This is a genomic window from Embleya sp. NPDC056575 (assembly GCF_042793325.1).
Taxonomy (GTDB): domain Bacteria; phylum Actinomycetota; class Actinomycetes; order Streptomycetales; family Streptomycetaceae; genus Embleya.
The window spans coordinates 4,067-21,857 of record NZ_JBHTVA010000087.1 but is presented as its reverse complement, the minus strand read 5'-3'; the positions used below and the strand labels follow the sequence as shown (position 1 = coordinate 21,857).

The window sequence follows — 17,791 nt, the reverse complement described above, 5'->3', positions numbered from 1 at the left end:
CACATCGGGCCCGGATCCGACACCCGCCACCACCCACCGACACCCACACGCGCCGCCCCGCCACCACCCCCGAAACCACACCCGAACCGCGCGCGACAGCACATCGGCACTGCCGATTCCGGGCCTCGACCCCGCCCCGAAACCCCCGAATCCCGTTTCCCATGTCACAACCCGTCCGCAACACCGCACACAGAGCGGCCGATCCAAGCTTTCTTCGGGCAATTCCGCACGCGGAAACGTGTTTTGGTGCATGTCACGCGCGGAACGGGCGATCATGGACCCAGCGCGGGTGGGATGCCCCCGCCCGCCGAAGGGGAACAACGTGCTCCGGTCCGCCGGATCGCGACTGCCCCGACCCGATTGCCGAACCACGAAAAGGAGTCGCCGGATGGTCGCATCGTCGGTTGACGAACTGAGAATTGCATTGGAAAAGGAGGCCACGGAACTGGCCGGGCAACGGGACCGGCTGCAAGAGGAACTGGCCCTGGTCGAGGCCCAGTTGGCCGCTCGGCTGAGCGCGGTGGAACAACTGGCGCTGATTCGCCCGCTGACCGCGTCGGCGCCGGCCCCGGCCGAGGAGGCCGCGGCGGAGCCGGTCGCCGAGGCCGAGGTCGCTCCGGCGCCCGAGGCCGAACCCGCGCCCGAGGCCGAACCCGCCGTGGAGGCCGCGCCCGAGGCCGAGGCCACCGCCTCGCCCGAGCCGGTCGTCGAGGCGGCGCCCGAACCGGCCGCTCCGGAGACCCCGGCGGCGACCGTTCCGGCCCCGCGCCGCAAGAAGCAGGCGGTCGCGGCGGTGGCGGAGCAGACGCGGATACAGTCCGCCTCCGCCCGCAAGGCTCCGGCCGGCAAGCCCGCGGCCAGGAAGTCCACCCGCACCAAGGCCGGCGCCGCGGCGAAGGCGACCGCCGCCAAGCCGGCCACCGCCAAGCCGAGCGCCACCAAGCGGACCACCGCCAAGGCGGGCACCGCGACCAAGGCCGCCAAGGCGACCCCGGCCGCCAAGGCCAAGGCCACGGAAGCCCCCGCACCCGCGGCGGCGCCGGCGGCCCGTCCGGTCCGTTCCCACCTGCGCGACGAGATCGCCGCGCTGTTGGCGGGCACCGGCGAGCCGATGAACGTGCGTCAGCTCACCGAGGCCCTCGGCGAGGTCGCCACCAAGAGCCGCATGGAGAGCGTGCGCACCTCGACCGAGGGTCTGGTCAAGGCCGGACGCGCGGTCAAGACCGGTCGCGGCCTGTTCACCGGCCCCGCGGCCTGAACCACCCCGGGTCCGCCCGGTTCTCCGGACGATCGCCGGCTCGACGACCCACCTCGGCACCACCGGGGCCACGTCGAGCCGGCGGTCTCCGTCCCGGCCGAACGCCGACCCGCCGACGGACCCGCCCCGCGCCTACCCCGCCCGACGCCGCCAGGGCCGCCACCGCGACCACCCACGCCGACGCGTGTCCGTATCCACCGGATTCGCCGGCGCCGCCGGCTCCGGCCGCGCCGCCCGCCACCGGGCGACGACCTCCTCCTCGTCGAACGGCCGAAGGCCCAGCACCGGCCCGGGCGGCGGCATCCGCAACGCGGCGACGATCTTGGCGTTGATCTCCGTGACCATACGCCGGACCTCACGCTCCGAGCGGGCCCGCTCGATCGCCGCCATCGTGTCCTCGGCCTCCTTGCGGAGCGCCAGGGTCGGCGGCAGTACCGAGATGCCCTCGCTCTGCATCTTGCGGCGCACCCACCACAGCTCGTCGTAGGGCGCGTCGATCGCGGCCAACGGTTTGCCGGCCCCGGGCAGGTCGTCGAACTCGCCCCGCGCGGCGGCGGCGTCGATCTGCCGATCCACCCACGAGTCGAACGGAACCTCGGGCGGCTTGCGCTCGGTCACGGAACTCCTCCTCCGCACGACGACGTCGGTTCCCCTCCAGCATGCCGCACCGCTCCACCGACCGGGAGGCGGCGGGCCACACCCCCGATCCCACCGCCGACCCCGAGGTCACCGGTCGCAGGAGCACACCTTCGGTTTGTCGGCCCGAACGATCGCCGACCGCATCCCGTCGGTGATCTCGTGCGAGGGCTCGACGGTGATCCGGATGAACCCGGCCGCCCGTAGCCCGGCCCGATACTCGCTCGCCGCCAACGCCCCGGCCAGACATCCGGCGAACGACCCGCGCGCGGTCTGCTCCTCGATCGTCAGCCCCTCGCCGGCCACCACGTCACACACGGCGAACCGGCCGCCGGGGCGCAGCACCCGAAACGCCTCCGCGAACACCGCGCCCTTGTCCACCGCCAGACCGATCACACAGTTCGAGATCACCACGTCGACCGTCGCGGCCGGCAGCGGCACCGCCTCGATCGAGCCCTTCAGGAACTCGACGTTGTCCACCCCGGCGCGCCGCGCGTTCGCCCGGGCCAACTCCAGCATCTCGTCGAGCAGATCGAGCCCGTACACCCGCCCCTTCGGCCCCACCAGTCGGGCCGAAAGCAGTACGTCGATGCCGCCGCCCGAGCCGAGATCGAGCACCCGCTCGCCCTCGACCGGGTCCGCCGCCGCGGCGGGATTGCCGCACCCCAGGCTCGCGGCCGACGCCGCCCCGGGCAGGCACCGCAACTCCTCCGCGCGGTACCGCCCCGCCCCGAACCCCCGGCCGACCCCCACCCCACTGCCGTCACAGCAGAATTCGCTGGTCACACTGCCCCCGGCCAGCACGGTGTTCGCCGCCGCCACATAGGTCGCGTGCACCCCGGCACGCACCTCGTCCATGGTTTCGTCTGCCACGGTTTCCTCGCTCGTCCACGGTCCCGCCCCCGACCACGACCGGTCGGCGGTGGCAGTCTGGGGGCATCCGCGGGTGCAATCGCGTCATGTCGGCCAATGGACGGCTATCGTTCGCCCGAAGGTCATCAACACCCATCGACCCACCCGAACAAGCCAGGCCCGCGAGCCCGGGCCGGCGCGAGACGCGGCTCGGAAGGGCCCGGGTCGGAGAGACTTCGACCCGGGCCCGAATCGCCGGCTGACGCGAGGTCAGCTACTGCTCACCCCGCTCAGGGCGTCGCCCCCAGCCGTCGCCACGGCCGGCCGCCGTTGGGCTCGGCCAGTCCGGGTTCGACCGTGGTGTACCACTGGGCGTACCAGAAGTAGCCCTGCCAGGACACGAACGCCGCCGACGAACCGGCGGGATCACCCGCCAGGACGTGCGTCTCGCGCTCCGCGCTGCCGTTCTGCGCCTCGGCGTCGAACCCGCTCGCCGAACGCAACTTGGCCGCCACACCGTGCGCGGGACCGCCGGGCGTGCCCTCCGCTCCCGTTCGCGGGTCGACCGGGACGAACCGCCACTTCTGCCGATCACTACCGTCACACCCGGTGGTGGACAGGTCCTGCCCCGCGGTGGTGGCGGTCAGGCAGCGGTCCCCGTTGACGATCCGATACCAGCCCCCACCCGCGTCGGTGACCTGCCAGTACTGGTTGTCGTTGCTCTCGATCGGCTCGATCAGGTGCACCCGGGACTGGTCCGGGTAGTGGTCCATGAGCTTGCCCTGATACTCGAACTGCCAGCCCTTGGCACCCTTGTTCCAGGGCGCCCACAACCGCCCGCCGGTCGGGCTGTACGCGGTGCCCGACTTCCACTCCGGGGCCGAGCAGGTGCCCGCCTCGGGCTCGGGCGGCTGCACGCCGGTGACGGCGCGCCGGTTCTCCGTGGTGACGCCGAACTCCCGATCCCCCACCTTCACCGTGACGTTCGCCGGCCCGGTGATCGGCAGGTAGTACTTGATCCCGATGTCCAGGCTCTTGCCCGGCGGGATGTCCTGGCACTTCTCCAGCTTGACGGTGACCCGGTGGAAGTCGGCGCCGAGGCCCCCGACGTTGGGCCCGCTGCGCCCGGGTTGGATGATCGGCATCTCCTGGTAGTTGTCGTCCTTGAGCACCGGCGGCGTCGACGTGGGGATGTCGAACGCGATCTCGGTGCCCTGGGCGAGCGTGACCGCCGAGTCGTTGGTGACCCGCAGCTTGGGCTGCATCGGATACATCTCGGTACTCGGATAGTCGACCAACCGCACCTTCACGTCCACGCTTTGCGGCGGCATCGGCCGTCCCGCGCGTGTCACCGTAGCCGGAGGTGCCCCGCAGCGCCCCGTCGATCCGGCTGGTCAGGTCGTACCCCATGCCGTACTCGCCGTTGTCGCGCCGCGCGTAGTCGCCGGCCATCTCCCACAACATCACCCCGCCGATACCGTTGTCCTTGACGTATTGGATCTTGGTATCGACGGACTGTTCGTCCTCGGTGGACAGGAACACCCGCTTCTCCGCGTTCCACAACCAGGACGCCTTCAACGTGTCGTCCCACTTGCGGGCGTACGTACCGGACATGCGGTCGTCCGCGTCCCGGTCCGGGGTGAGCCCATAGCGGCCCATGTAGCGGGGCTGGATGTTGTTCTCCAGGTTCTTCGCGTGCCACAGCGGGTTGGAGCCCGCCGCCACCTCGCGACCCCGGTCGGTGTCGTGCCACAGGTTGTCGATCCCGATCGCGCCGGAACCGCACTTGCTCTTGCCGCCGTTGTCGCCGGTCCCGGGCGAACAGGCGCCCTGGTCCGTCTTCACCGAACTGCCCCACAGCCCGTCGGTGCCGCCCTGTACGTCCTTCCAGCCGCGCGTGTAATACGGCATGCCCAGGTTGATCCGGCCGGGTGGGAGCGCGCCCCGGTAGTAGTGGTAGGACCAGTCGACGTTGAAGTAGCCGTTCTTCTGGAAGTCCTTCGTATTCGGGTCCTGGTCGTTGTAGATCCCGGCGGCGGCCAGTTCCGCGTCCCGCCCGTCGTCGTACAGCGGTGCCTGCGGGCCCACGAACGAGTTCCACGAGCCGTGCAGGTCGTAGGACATCACATTGATGAAGTCCTGGTACTGAAGCGCGGGTTGGTTCTCCTGACCGCGCACCAGGTAGCCCGACGAGGACGCCGCGGAGGTGAGCAGCAGGTATCGACCGCGGTCGGCGCCCGACCTGTCCAGCCGCTCCCGCAGCGTCTTCATCAGCGCGTCGTAGCCCTTGTTCAGCCCACCGCGCACCGGGTCGGAGACCGGCCAGTCCTCCGGGTTGCCGGACTGCGGTAGCGCCGACGGGTATTCGTAGTCGATGTCGACCCCGTCGAACCCGTAACGGGCCAGGAATTCGGTGACCGAGTCGGCGAACGTGTCGATGGCCGGCTGGTCGACCGTCCCGTCCTCGTTCGTCGTCATCCGGTAGAAGCCGCGCGACTCGGCCCAACCGCCCACGGAGATCAGCGTCTTCACCCGGGGATGGTCGCGCTTGTAGCGGGTGAGCAGGTTGAAGTGACCCTTGTACGGCAGCGCCGGGTCCATCTCGGCACCGGTCACCCCGGGCCAGGTCATCCCGGTCGACGCGTTGTTCGGGTCGTTCACGTCGCCGACCGAGATCCGGTTGTTCTCCACCTTCGCGAAGGCGTAGTTGACGTGGGTGACCTTGTTCCAGGGGATGTTCTTCACCAGGTAGCGCGGGGAGTTGTCGGCCCCGGTGCGCCAGGAGGTGAAGTAGCCGACCACCCGCCGGCTGCGGTCCTGGCCGAGCCATTCGCGCCCGTCGCCCTGGTACACGTCGCAATAGCGCGTCGCCACGCCCTGCGTCGGCTGCATCCCGTCCGGTCGGCACGCCGCCTGATCGGCCGGTCGGGCCGGTCGCGCGCCGCCGTCGTCGAAACGTCCGTCACCCGCGTCGAAGGGGTCGCCGGCGTCGCCGTCCCACACCGGGGAGGTCTGGCACGGACCCATGGTCAGCTCGCTGCCGTCGGCACCGTCGCGCGCCGCCAGGCACGTGTTGGAGTGCTTGTTGCGGAACTGCTCACCGTCGGGGAACCACTGCTGGTTGTTGCTCCCACCGCAGCCCCACTGCTGGATCCGTCCGGAACCCACGTCCAGGTCCAGGCACTTGCCGCTGTAGCGACTGACCATCTCCATCGATCCGTCACCATGTCGCGGCCGCAGATCCCACTGCTGGTTGTCCCAGCCGCCACACCCCCACTGGTGGATCCGACCTCCGTCACGCCGCCCCTCGGCGTCCCGGGTGTCCACGTCGATGCACTTGGTGCTGACCCGGTTGGTGACCAGCCCACGATCGACGACCCGGGTCCAGGTGGTGGCGCGCTCCAGCGGAGGCGGAGGCGCGGGCGGCGAGGCGCCGACCCGCTCGATCCACCAGCGCTGGTCCTCGGCATCGCCGCACGGATCCCCACTCGCCCAGTGGGTGGGCCGCGTGCTGCTGTGCGCCACGCAGAACGTGGCGGGCAGGCCTTCCATGATGTCCACGTACTTCAATTGCCGGGCGCCGCCGAGCGCATCGGCCGAGAAGTAGAAATCCATCGGCTCACCGAGCGCCATCCATTGCCAGGACGCACCGCCGTCACCGCGCAAATGGTTGTCGAGGTTGCTCCGCAGCGTCACCCAGCCGGGCGCGGTGTTGGTCAGGTACCACTCCTGACCGGCCTGGCCGGCCGGACCGGTGACCACCCACTTGGAGCCGGGCTCGTACGGGCGCAGTAGTTCGCCGGTCTCGACGTTGCGCAGACGGACCCAGCCCTCCTCCATGAGGCTCTGCTGAACGAATTCGCCGGTCATTGCCTCCGGGCCCTTGCCCGGGGTGTTGGTGCAGTGGAATTCGCGTTTGCCCACGACGGGCATCTGGCCGACCATCCTGGTCAGACACGCACCGATCGCCCGCTGGCCATAGGCGTTCGGGTGCACCGCCTCACGGTAGTCGCCCTGCCGGTGCGGCTCCGGGATCGGCGCACCCGCGAGGTAGGGAACCCAGCGAACCCACTCGGCCTCGGCCCCGACCACACCGTTGGCGTCGGCCTGGCGGGAGTTCTCGGCACACAACTCGTGTCCGGCGAACGCCTTCGTCAGGTCCAGGAATTCGGCGTCGGCGCCGGTCGCCGCCGCAAGCAACATTTCGGTGATCCGCGGCACCACCGACTCGACCGCCCAATCCGAGGCGGCGTCGGTGAACGGGCAACCGCCCTGTGAGTAGCGCGGCTTGATGGAGTTCTCGTACCGGTTGTCCGCGGCCCGGGGCAGCGGCGTCGGGTAGGACTGGAGCACCAGGCGATACGAGGTGTCCGACTGTCCGGCCCGGCGCATCACGTCGCGAATCGCCGCGAGTGTCGCCGAGACCTTCTGCTGCGTGTCGGGCAGCGCGGATTCGAGAGCCTTCTCCCAGCCGGTGGTCCCGCGATTCTCACAATTGGGCCCGAGGTTGAAGAACGCCCAGCCGCAACTCTTCAGGATGTCGGCGAATTTCAGGTCGTTGCCGCCGATCGAGACCACGATCAGCTCGACCCGACTCTCTCTGGCCACCTCGGCCAGTCGCTCCACCTGGGGCCGCTCACCCTTGAACTCGTCGGTGAGCACATTCCTGGTTTCGGCGCCGGAACAGGCCAGATTGATCCGGCGATCCACGGCCAAGGCCGCGCTGTTGATCTCGGCGACGTCCGAGCGCTCACAACCGTTGCCGCCGTCGTACTTGGTGTCGCCGTACACGGAGTCGCCCCGGTCGGTACCCCAGTACCCGGCGGCCTCGGTATCCGCGTTGCCGGCCCAGCGGCCGGCCTCACCGGAGATGTAACTGTCCCCCATCGATACCGCGGCGGTGGGTCGTTCGTTGGTCGAGCAGCCCGGATCCTCGGCGTCCGCCGCGCCCACTCGGGGGCCGGACGCCTCGTTGCGAACACCGGCGGCCCGATAGCGCGTGATGTGGTTCCATCTGGCGCAGTCCACCGGGCCCGCCGGTGCGATGCGGACCGGAAAATGATCCGAGCCGATGTCGTTGCCCACGGACACGTTCACATCGCCGTGCAGCTGGGGCACGACCATGAAGTCCAGCGGGTACCCCGAGCGATGGGTCATCTGCGCCGGGTTCGTGGCTATGCCGCCCTGGCGAGCGAAGAGTCGGCTGCCCTGATTCTCCGGAAATGTGTCCGCAAGACTGTTGAAGTCGCCGAGGACGGCCCAGTTGTCGTCCCCTACGCCCGCACGGATGGCCCCGAGCAGGCCCAAGGCATGCGGATTGGGCGTGCGTTCGCTGCGAATGGAAGCGGTGTGCACATTGAACACCCAGTTGTCGCCGAAACGCAGACCGAGTGCGGGCCGGCTGCGGTCGCGGGCCGGGTCGAAGACGGCGCCGAACCCGTCGGCCTCTTGTCTCGACCAGATCGCCATCGAGGTCCGAACGCCTCGCGGGTTGATCCGCTCGACGGCGCTCCTCTGGAGCGGGTGGATCTTCAGGAAGTACAGATAGCCTGAATTGCGACCCCCGTCGCGGCCCACCTTGGTCTCGGTCAGGTCATATCTGAGCGGCGGCAGCCGATTGGGGCCATTGTTCTCGGCCCCATCGTCGGCGTCCTCGGGGACGTCGACCGCATCGCCCAGTTCCCCCTCCTCATAGTTTCGGTAGCGATTCAGAAGCACCCCACCGTCGGGCTTTTCGGTTCCGACCTCTTGCAGCGCGATGATGTCCGCATCGCCCTTCAACCCGTCCACCACGGGCCATTTGGACGTATTCGTCCCGTCGCCGGAGCGGCCCTGCATGTTCCAGGTGACGAACCGATCGGGCACCACCATGGTCCCGATCTCCGCCGTCGGTGCCGCCATCGCCGGCGGCACCATCTGCGGGCCCAGTAACAGCGCGCCCAGCGCGCCGGCGGCCACCAGTCGCGAGTGTTTGCCGCGTCGACGGGCCCATAAGGTCGACGCGCGTAGCTGCGCGCCGAGACGAATCCGAACCATTTCCGAACCTCTCCTTGTCGAGATAACGACCGAAGGAGGGTATGGGAAGGCGCTCGACATCGACTGCCCGGGTACTGAACACCCCCGTCGGATCGGCGCCGAACAGCCGTACCGAAACGGGTCGTTCCGCCGCCGCCCGAAAAACTTTGCCGACCGTGACGGAAGATTCACCGCCACGCCTGCCGCCTCGGGTCGAACGGCCCCTAGATTGGCCTGGACCACCCCACACGGCATCCGGAGTTGAGAGTTCGTGGCCGAGTTCATGCCCGAAGCCGAATCGGCTTTACCAGAGCGGAAGATCGACACCGAGGTGGCCCATACCGCCCGGGTGTGGAACTACTGGCTGGGCGGCAAGGACAACTATCCCGTGGACCGGGAGACCGGCGATCAGATCGCCGCGATTCACCCCGGCACCCGCGATTACGCCCTCGCCGACCGGCAGTTCCTCGGTCGGGCGATCCGCTACCTGGCCCGTGATCAGGGCATCCGGCAGTTCCTCGACATCGGCACCGGACTGCCGACGGCCGGGAACACCCACGAGATCGCGCAGAGCGTGGCGCCGGAGTCCCGCATCGTCTACGTCGACAACGATCCCCTGGTGCTGGTGCACGCCCGGGCGCTGTTGACCAGCAGTCCGGAGGGGGCCACCCGCTACATCGACGCCGATCTGCGCGATGTCGACGAGATCCTGGCCCGGGCGTCGAAGACCCTCGACTTCGACCAACCCATCGCCCTGGTCCTGCTCGGCGTGATCATCTTCGTGAACGACGACGACGAGGCCTACGGCACGGTACGCCGCCTCCTGGACGCGCTTCCGTCCGGCAGCCATCTCGCGCTGTCCCACACGGTCACCAGTCCGCCGGCGCCGCCGGACGTGGACGACGCGGTGGCGTTCTGGAACGAGCACGGCACGCCCAAGCTCAAGCAGCGCTCACCGGAGGGCATCGCCCGCTTCTTCGACGGCCTGGAACTGCTCGAACCGGGTGTCGTCACCTGTTCGCACTGGCGGCCGGATACCGGGGTCCGCGCCCCCGAGGTGGCCATGTGGGGCGCGGTGGGCCGCAAACCGTAGCCCGTCGTGCACACGACGAAGCCGGGGCCGCGCCGCAGGGGGAGCGCCGCCACCGGCCGCGTGTGGCGGCCCCTCGGATCCGTCCGCATCGAGGGGCCGCCGGTACTGCGGTGTCACGCGCCGTCAGGGGAGGACGGACGGCACGAACCTCGAATCAGCCGTGCTGGCCGTGGTGCGGGGCCTCGTGGTGCTCACCGTGGTGCGGCGCCTCGTGCATGCCGTGCTTGTCGTCGTTGCCGTCGACGTTCGCGCAGACGTTGCCGATCGCCGGGTTGAGCAGCCCGATGATGTTGATGCTGTTGCCGCAGATGTTGATCGGCACGTGGATCGGGACCTGGATGTTGTTGCCGGACAACACGCCGGGCGAGCCGACCGCCGCGCCGTTCGCCTCGGACCCGGCGCTGGCGACGCCGGCACCGGCCATGACGAGGGCTGCGACACCGGCGGCCACGGAGGCCGACTTCTTGAACGTGTACATGTGATCTCCGTTTCGGATGGCGCCGCGGGTGGCGCGATCGACCGGTGCAACGAGGGGAATCCCGGGAGGCAACTGGCGTTTGCGCTCGTTCACCCGACCGGCGGCACGGATCGCGGCCGACGGAGTGGCCCGGCGCCAGGGCGTGTTCGCCGGACCGGGGCGGGGTACTGGCGTCGGATCCCGCCGGCACCCCGGTGGGCGACGCCCCATCGCGAGCCGACCTCAGGAAGCAGGGCCGCACCGTTGCCTGTCCCCTCCCACCCCACCCGCCGCTCGCTGCTGCTCGGTACGGCCGGCACCGCCGCGCTGCTCGCCGCCGGCACCGGTACCCGCTTCGGCGCCGGTGCCCCCGCGACCCTCGCGCCCGTTTCCCGCGCCGGCTCGGCCGCCGATGTGGCGGTCGCGCTCACAGCCGCGCCGACCACGGTCGACCTGGGCGCGCGCGAGGTGGCCACCTGGGGGTTCGGCGACCGCGTCCCCGGCCCGGAGATCCGCGTCGCGGCCGGCGCCACCGTGGCCGCGGACCTGCGCAACGACCTCCCGCAGGACACCACGGTCCACTGGCACGGGGTACGGGTCGATCAGCGGATGGACGGCGCCCCCGGGTTCAGCCAGGCCCCGGTTCCGGCGGGCGGCGGCTTCGACTACCGCTTCGTCGCACCCGACCCGGGCACGTACTTCTACCACTCGCACGTGGGCACCCAAATCGACCGCGCCCTCTACGGCGCGCTGGTGGTCGAGGATCCCGCCGAGCCGCTGTCCTACGACGCGGAGTGGACCGTCGTACTCGACGACTGGATCGACGGCACCGGCACCGACCCGGACGCGGTGCTGGGCGAGCTGAACGCCGGCGCGCGGCCCGCGCAACCCCTGCGCAGCACCCTGCTCGGCGGCCCCGGCGGCCACATCGCCTACCCGCACTACCTGATCAACGGCCGTACCGCGCAGACCCCGACGGTATTCGAGGAGGCGCCGGGCCGGCGGGTCCGCCTGCGCCTGATCAACGCCGGGGCGGACACGGCGTTCCGGGTCGCGTTGGGCGGCCACCGGCTGACCGTCACCCACACCGACGGCTTCCCGGTGCTGCCGGTGCGGGTGGACACGCTGCTGATCGGGATGGGCGAGCGCTACGACGTGCTGGTCACCCTCGACGACGGCGTGTTCCCGCTGGTCGCCGCCGCGGAGGGGAAGAACGCCAGGGCCTTCGCGGTGGTCCGCACCTCGACCGGCGACGCCCCGCCGGCCTCGGTCGACGTCCCGGAACTGGATCGCCGAGTGCTCGACCTCGCCGATCTGAGCGCCGACCCGTCGGTCGACCCGGGCGACGGGCCCGCCCGCGAGGTGGGCCTCGTGCTCAACAACACGGGCGCACGAGGCAGGGCGTGGATCGCCGCCGCCGAAACACCCGACGAGAAGTTGCCCCGGGTACCGGTCGTCGCCGGCGAACGGCTGCGGTTGTCGTTCACCAACCGGACCCGGATGTGGCACCCCGTCCACCTGCACGGGCACACCTTCCAGGTGCGTCGATCCAAGGGCCGCGGACCGCGCAAGGACACCGTGGTGGTACTCCCCGGGAAGACCGTCGCCGTCGACGTGTTCACCGACAATCCCGGCGAGTGGATGCTGCACTGCCACAACGTCTACCACAGCGAGCAGGGCATGATGACCACCCTGGGCTACGGTGACGACCCGCCGGACCCGGGCATGTCCGGCATGGCCCCCGAACAACCCTGACCCGGGCCGACGACACGCGACGCGCCTCCGGCCCGGGTGGGTTTACCTGCTCCCGACAACCCGTCAGCAGTGCCCGGCGGGCTCGGACCGCTCACACACGTTCGCCTCGAACGTGTTGATCTCGGTGACCCGGTACGCCAGGTCGGACGGCGCGTTGCCCGTCACCACGTTGCCCCGGATCACATTGCCCACGGTCGGCCGCCCGGCCTGACTGGGCATCACCACGATGCCGCCCGACATCGGCGACTCCCCCTGGTTGTCCCGCACCTGATTGTCCGTCACCTGCGTCTCCCGGGCGCCGGTGAGCACGATCCCGGAACCCTGGATGAAGGCCAGCCGCGGATTCGGCGGGCAATACTTGTTGTTCTCGTCGATGCGATTGCCCCTGATCGCCAGCGGCCCGGCGGCTGGCTCCTTGTCGTCGCCCACGACGAACACCCCGGCGCAGTTCCCGGTCAGTTCGTTCTGCTCGATCGCCAACTCCCGCCCGCGCCGGATCAGTACGCCGAGCCGGTTGCCGGCGGAGTGGTTGCGGGCGATGCTCGCGCCCATCGCGTCGTCGGTGTCCGCCAGGAACAGCCCCGCCTGGCCGTTGTCCTCGGCGGTGTTGTCGGTGAGTTCGCCCCGGACCGAGTTCTCCTGGCCGATCCCGTGTTCACCGTTGTGATGCGCGAACACCCGGCGCACCCGCATACGTTCGGTGTTGCTGCCCATCACGCCGGTCTTGGCGAAGCCGGTGACGGTCAACGACTGGATCCACACGTCCGCGACCCGGCGCTCGGCCGTGCCGACCACGCACAGCCCGTTCCCGGCCGCCGCGCACCCGTTCGTCGCGTCCGCCCCGCCCGGGGTGAGCACCGTACGCTCGCCCGCCCCGCGAATCGTCAGCCGATCGGTGCGGACCAAAACGCTGCCGGCGTACGTACCGGGCGCCACCTCGATGGTGTCCCCGGGCGCGGCGGCGTCCACCGCCGCCTGGATCGACTCGCCCGGATGGACGACGTGCCGGGTCTCCGCCTGCGCGGTCGGCACCAACACCGAGCCGAGGATCGTGAGCGCGGTGACACAGCCGAGGGGAAGCAGCCGCTGTACGGGCAGTGCGTGCATGGAGTGCGTGGAGTGCATGGGAATTGATCCGCCTTCGCTTGTGCGGGAACGGGTATGGGGAATGGGTCGCGCCGCAGGGCCTCGGGCCCTCACGGCACCGGTGCGGGCTCGACCAAGGCGGGCTCGGTGACGTCCGAGGTCATCGTGTCCACCAGGTCCGTGGTGTGTTCGCCGGCCCGGAAACCCGGGTGCGCCAGCAGTCGCCGCAGGAAGCCCAGCGTGGTGTGCACCCCGCCGCCGGCCACCCGGAATTCGCCCAGAGCCCGCTCGGCGCGCGCGATGGCCCGCTCCCGGTCGGGTGCCCAGACGATCGCCTTGGCGAGCAGCGAGTCGTAGTCCGGACCGACCGTCCAGCCCGGGTAGGCGTGCGTGTCGATCCGCACGCACGGACCGCCGGGCGGCACGAACTCCGCCAACCGGCCCGGCGTGGGCGCGAAGCCCCGGGCCGGATCCTCGGCGTTGATCCGGCACTCGATCGCCACCCCGCGCGGGACCACGTCGTCCTGACCGAACGTCAGCGGCGCACCGGCGGCGATGGTGAGCTGTTCGCGCACGATGTCCACGCCGGTGACCATTTCGGTGACCGGATGCTCCACCTGGATCCGGCAGTTGATCTCCAGCAGGTGGAACCGGTTCGCGGGCGTGACCACGAACTCGAAGGTGCCCGCGCCCACGTAGCCGACCGCCGTCGCCCCGCGCAACGCCGCCGCGCACATCGCCTCGCGCGTCTCGGCCGGCAGGTTCGGGGCGGGCGACTCCTCGACCAGCTTCTGGTGCCTGCGCTGCGCGGAGCAGTCCCGCTCGCCCAGGTGCACGGCGCCGCCGCGGCCATCGCACAACACCTGTACCTCGACGTGCCGGGCGCCGTCGATGTAGCGCTCCAGGTAGAGCCGTTCGTCGCCGAAGACGGCTCGCGCACGGGCGCGGGTGTCCTGGTAGGCCCAGGCCAGCTCGTCCGGGTCGCGCACCACGCTCATCCCGCGACCGCCACCGCCCGCCACCGCCTTGAGGATCACCGGATAGCCGACCCGCGCGGCGATCTCGGCGGCCTCCATCGGCGAGCCCAACGCGCCGTCGCTGCCCGGGAGTACCGGCAGTCCGGCCGCGGCCATCACCGTGCGCGCCTCGCTCTTGTCGCCGAGCCGCTGCATCACCTGCGGCGGCGGGCCGATGAAGGTGATCCCGTGCGCCTCGCAGATCTCGGCGAAGTCGGGGTCCTCGGACAGGAATCCGTAGCCGGGGTGGATCGCCTCCGCCCCCGTGCGCCGGGCCGCCTCGATGATCGCGGGCATGTTGAGGTAGCTGGACCTGGCCGGCGGCGGACCGATGTGCACGGCCTCGTCCGCGAAGCGCACCACCGCGGAATCCCGGTCCGCGGTGGAGTACACGGCCACGCTGCGGACGCCCATTTCGCGGCAGGTGCGGGCGACCCGCAGGGCGATTTCGCCGCGGTTGGCGATGAGCACGGTCGAGAACACGGGGACCACCTCGGGTCGTCGTCAGTGCCGGTTGTGGGAGCCGCCGGGGCGGTCGTCGGCGCCCGCGTCCGGATCGGCGCCGCCGGTGTCGATCACGATCAGGGGCTCCTGGTACTCGACCGGTTGCGCGTCGGCCACCAGCACCTCCGCCACCAGCCCGGACACCTCGGCGGTGATGGTGTTCATCATCTTCATGACCTCGAGGATGCCCACCGTCTGACCGGGGCGGACGGTGTCGCCGACGCTGACGAACGGCTTCGCGCCCACCTCCGGAGCGTGGTAGAAGGTGCCGACCATCGGGGCCGACACGTAGCGGCGTCCGCCGTCCGGCTCGGCCGACCGCTCGCCGGGCACGGCGGCGACGGGCGCGGCGCCGGGAACGGCGGGCGCGGCGCCGCAGGGGGCGGCCTCCGGCCATTCGATCTCGATGCTGGTGTCGCCGCAGCGCAGCCGGATCCACCGCGGCGGCACGGGCGCCGGCCGCACCGGGTCCGGCGCCTCGGGGGCGGCCGGCCGAGGATGCGCGGACGCGTGCGCGGGATCGAACGGCCTGACCCAGCGCTCGTCGGCGTAGCCGGCGGGGTGGCGGTCGGGTCGATCATCGGCGTGCGCGTCGCGCGTCTGGGACGCTCCGTGGGGCGAACTCATCGGGCACTTCCTTCGGCGGGGGCAACTTCGACGGGAACTGCTTCCGCACGGACCGTCTCGACACGCACGGCCGCGCCCGGGCCAACTTCGGCCCGGGCGGAGCGAGTAGGAGCGCGGTCGCCTCGGACCGCGCCGGCACGGACGGAATCGGCACGAACAGAGTCGGCCGGAGCGTGCTCGGCGCGAACGGCCTCGGCGCGGGTGGCCTCGGCGCGGGTGGTCTCGGGGGCGCCGAACCTCCGGAAACGTTCGCCGCGTTCGCGTAGGAGGCGGGTGCGGTTCAGGGCGAGGAGTTCGTCGAGGACGGGGATCAGGGCCGTGCGCAGCAGCGTGGCGGCTCGGCCGGGGTCGGTGTGGGCGCCGCCGGGCGGCTCGGGGACGATCCGGTCGACCACACCGAGGCGCAGCAGGTCGCGCGGCCCCATACGGAGCGCCGCCGCCGCGGCGGGGGCCGCCGACGGGTCCTTCCACAGGATGGCGGCGCAGCCCTCGGGGCTGATCACCGAGTAGACGCCGTGCTCGCCGATCAGCACCCGGTCGGCAACGGCCAGCGCGAGTGCGCCGCCGCTGCCGCCCTCGCCGGTGATCACCGTGACGATGGGGGTGGCCAGTCGGGCCATCAGCCGCAGGTTCTCCGCGATGGCGACGGCCTGGCCGTCGCGTTCGGCGTCCGGTCCGGGGTTGGCTCCCGGCGTGTCGACCAGGGTGATCACCGGCAGGCCGAGTTTGGCGGCGAGCCGCATCAACCGGGCCGCCTTGCGGAAGCCGGCCGGGGTGGCCATGCCGAACTTGCGGCGTTGCCGCTCGGCGAGGTTGTCGCCGCCCTTCTGATGCCCGATCAGCATCACCGGCCGACCGTCGAGCCGACCGATGCCGCCCACGATCGCGGGACAGTCGGCGCCGATTCGATCCCCGTGCAACTCGTGGAAATCCTCCAGGAGTCGGCTCGCGTAGTCGAGCATCGTCGGGCGCCCCGCATGCCGGGCCAGCCGAACGGCTTCCCAGGTCTCCCCAGGCTCCCCCGCAAGCTCGCCGAGCGACGGCCCAAGACACGCATGCCCGTTCGCGGCGGACCCGTTCCGAGCGACCCCGTTCGACGTCGAGCCGTTCGCCCCCGACTCGTTCCCACCCGACACGACCCCGTTCGGGAGCGGGTCGTTCCCGCCGTCCCGCCGTCCCGCCCGCGCTCCGCCCACCGCGAGGAAGTACCGCAATGTCGTGCGCAGCGCCGGTCGCGCGACGATCGTGTCGACCATCCCGTGTTCGAGCAGGAATTCGGCGGTCTGGAACCCCTCGGGCAACCGTTCGCCGATGGTCTGCTCGATCACCCGTGGCCCGGCGAAGCCCATCCGCGCGCCGGGTTCGATCAGGATCACGTCCGCGAGCGTCGCGAACGAGGCGGCCACCCCGCCGTACGTGGGATCCGTGATCAGCGACAACACCAACACGCCCGCCTCGTCCAGTTCCGCCAGGGCGTGCGCGGTCTTGGCCATCTGCATCAGCGACAGCACGCCCTCCTGCATACGCGCCCCGCCCGAGGCGGTGATCAGCAGCAGCGGGATCCCCGTCCGAAGGCTCTCGTCGGCGGCGGCGGTGACCAGCGCGCCCACGGCGCAGCCCAGACTGCCGCCGAGGAAGCGGAAGTCCATCGCGACGACCACCACCGGCTGCCCGTGAACGGTGCCCCGCGCGCCCACCGCGGCCTCGTCCATACCGGTCTCCGCGCGCGCCCGATCCAGCCGTTCCGGGTAGGGGCGGGAGTCGACGAAGCCGAGCGGGTCGTGCGGTGTGGGGTCGACGCGCAGCGCGGTCTCCGAGCCGGGATCGAGGAGTTGGTCCAGGCGTTCACGCGCCGTCAGGCGCGCGTGCTCGCCGCAGTCGGGACACACCCGCAGGTCCCGGGTGAAACGTTTGCCGTATACGAGTTCGGCGCAGCGTCCGCACTTGACCCAGTCGGGTCGGCTGTCGACGGTGAGCCCCGGATGGGTCTCGATCATGGCTTCAGGTCCTTGGACGGTCGGGCCTTGGACGGGGTGGGCGGGCGGCGGCGTCACCGCTGCGCGTCGCGCTCCCAGCGGTAGAACTCGCGGGCCATCGCGTCCTGGGGCGAGCGCCAGGTCTGCGGGTCGTACGCGTTCACATGCGCCGAGAGCCGTTCGCTGATGTCGCGGAACTCCGGGTGTCCGGCGACCTTCGCGACCGCGGGGCCGGGGGGCCGGTCGGCCTCGATCAGGTGCAGGTACAGGTCGCCGAACTGGAACAGGCTGCGGCCGGTGACGCCGACCAGGTGCGGGAGTTCGCCGGTGTCGGAGGCGGCGAAGATGTCGGCGATCGGCGTCGCCGAGTCGGGCTTCATCCGGGCGACGATCAGGGTGCGGTGCATGGGTGCCGTCCTTGTCGAGGGGTGGGGCCGGTGGGGCCGCGAGTCGCGCGGCCCCCCCCGCGGGGGGGGGGCGCGGCCCGGCGGGGGGCGGCGCCGGGGGGTGCACCCG

The 17,791-nt window shown here is 71.1% G+C and carries 12 protein-coding genes and 2 pseudogenes; 3 read left to right on the top strand and 11 right to left on the bottom strand.

Translation table 11 applies throughout. The features are described from left to right. The first annotated feature begins 388 nt into the window (after positions 1 to 388). Complete coding sequence (locus ACFRCG_RS42225) at positions 389 to 1,258, top strand: hypothetical protein (protein WP_380041618.1); 870 nt, start codon at positions 389 to 391, stop codon at positions 1,256 to 1,258. Between the two features lie 132 nt (positions 1,259 to 1,390). Here ACFRCG_RS42225 and ACFRCG_RS42220 read toward each other — a convergent pair whose 3' ends face one another. From ACFRCG_RS42220 to ACFRCG_RS42200, 5 genes and pseudogenes are all read right to left on the bottom strand, one after another. Next, positions 1,391 to 1,876, bottom strand: coding sequence for a DUF1992 domain-containing protein (locus ACFRCG_RS42220; RefSeq protein WP_380041616.1), 486 nt, complete (start codon positions 1,874 to 1,876; stop codon positions 1,391 to 1,393). A 108-nt stretch (positions 1,877 to 1,984) separates the two neighbouring features. Next, positions 1,985 to 2,767, bottom strand: coding sequence for a methyltransferase domain-containing protein (locus tag ACFRCG_RS42215; RefSeq protein WP_380041614.1), 783 nt, complete (start codon positions 2,765 to 2,767; stop codon positions 1,985 to 1,987). A gap of 269 nt (positions 2,768 to 3,036) precedes the next feature. Continuing rightward, positions 3,037 to 3,261: a hypothetical protein gene (locus ACFRCG_RS42210; RefSeq protein ID WP_380041652.1), complete on the bottom strand. Its 225-nt coding sequence runs from the start codon at positions 3,259 to 3,261 to the stop codon at positions 3,037 to 3,039. 453 nt (positions 3,262 to 3,714) lie between these two features. Then, positions 3,715 to 4,077 (bottom strand): annotated as a pseudogene (locus ACFRCG_RS42205) (chitinase C-terminal domain-containing protein); the annotation flags it as partial. Positions 4,078 to 4,246: 169 nt separating this feature from the next. Next, positions 4,247 to 6,298, bottom strand: a pseudogene (locus ACFRCG_RS42200) (glycosyl hydrolase family 18 protein); the annotation flags it as partial. A gap of 2,746 nt (positions 6,299 to 9,044) precedes the next feature. Between ACFRCG_RS42200 and ACFRCG_RS42195 the strand changes: the two are divergent. Further along, the gene (locus ACFRCG_RS42195; RefSeq protein WP_380041650.1) at positions 9,045 to 9,854 is read left to right on the top strand and encodes an SAM-dependent methyltransferase; all 810 of its coding nucleotides are present in this window, start codon (positions 9,045 to 9,047) and stop codon (positions 9,852 to 9,854) included. A gap of 154 nt (positions 9,855 to 10,008) precedes the next feature. Here the strand turns inward: ACFRCG_RS42195 and ACFRCG_RS42190 are convergent, their stop codons facing one another. Further along, positions 10,009 to 10,332, bottom strand: coding sequence for a chaplin (locus ACFRCG_RS42190; protein ID WP_380041612.1), 324 nt, complete (start codon positions 10,330 to 10,332; stop codon positions 10,009 to 10,011). A 243-nt stretch (positions 10,333 to 10,575) separates the two neighbouring features. On the opposite strand from ACFRCG_RS42190, the gene ACFRCG_RS42185 reads away from it, so the two are divergent. Continuing rightward, complete coding sequence (locus tag ACFRCG_RS42185) at positions 10,576 to 12,066, top strand: multicopper oxidase family protein (protein ID WP_380041610.1); 1,491 nt, start codon at positions 10,576 to 10,578, stop codon at positions 12,064 to 12,066. Positions 12,067 to 12,129: 63 nt separating this feature from the next. Here ACFRCG_RS42185 and ACFRCG_RS42180 read toward each other — a convergent pair whose 3' ends face one another. The 5 genes from ACFRCG_RS42180 to ACFRCG_RS42160 all read right to left on the bottom strand — a co-directional run bounded on the left by ACFRCG_RS42180 (position 12,130) and on the right by ACFRCG_RS42160 (position 17,682). Continuing rightward, entirely contained in the window at positions 12,130 to 13,191 is a 1,062-nt protein-coding gene (locus ACFRCG_RS42180) for a nitrous oxide reductase family maturation protein NosD (RefSeq protein ID WP_380041608.1), read from the bottom strand. A 71-nt stretch (positions 13,192 to 13,262) separates the two neighbouring features. After that, positions 13,263 to 14,651: an acetyl/propionyl/methylcrotonyl-CoA carboxylase subunit alpha gene (locus ACFRCG_RS42175; RefSeq protein ID WP_380041606.1), complete on the bottom strand. Its 1,389-nt coding sequence runs from the start codon at positions 14,649 to 14,651 to the stop codon at positions 13,263 to 13,265. A 21-nt stretch (positions 14,652 to 14,672) separates the two neighbouring features. After that, entirely contained in the window at positions 14,673 to 15,299 is a 627-nt protein-coding gene (gene accB / locus ACFRCG_RS42170; RefSeq protein WP_380041604.1) for an acetyl-CoA carboxylase biotin carboxyl carrier protein, read from the bottom strand. Then, positions 15,296 to 17,296, bottom strand: a complete 2,001-nt coding sequence (accD, locus tag ACFRCG_RS42165) for an acetyl-CoA carboxylase, carboxyltransferase subunit beta (RefSeq protein ID WP_380041602.1) — start codon at positions 17,294 to 17,296, stop codon at positions 15,296 to 15,298. Before accD ends, accB begins: the two co-directional genes overlap by 4 nt. 53 nt (positions 17,297 to 17,349) lie before the next feature. Further along, entirely contained in the window at positions 17,350 to 17,682 is a 333-nt protein-coding gene (locus ACFRCG_RS42160; protein ID WP_126638624.1) for a TcmI family type II polyketide cyclase, read from the bottom strand. Positions 17,683 to 17,791: the final 109 nt, after the last annotated feature.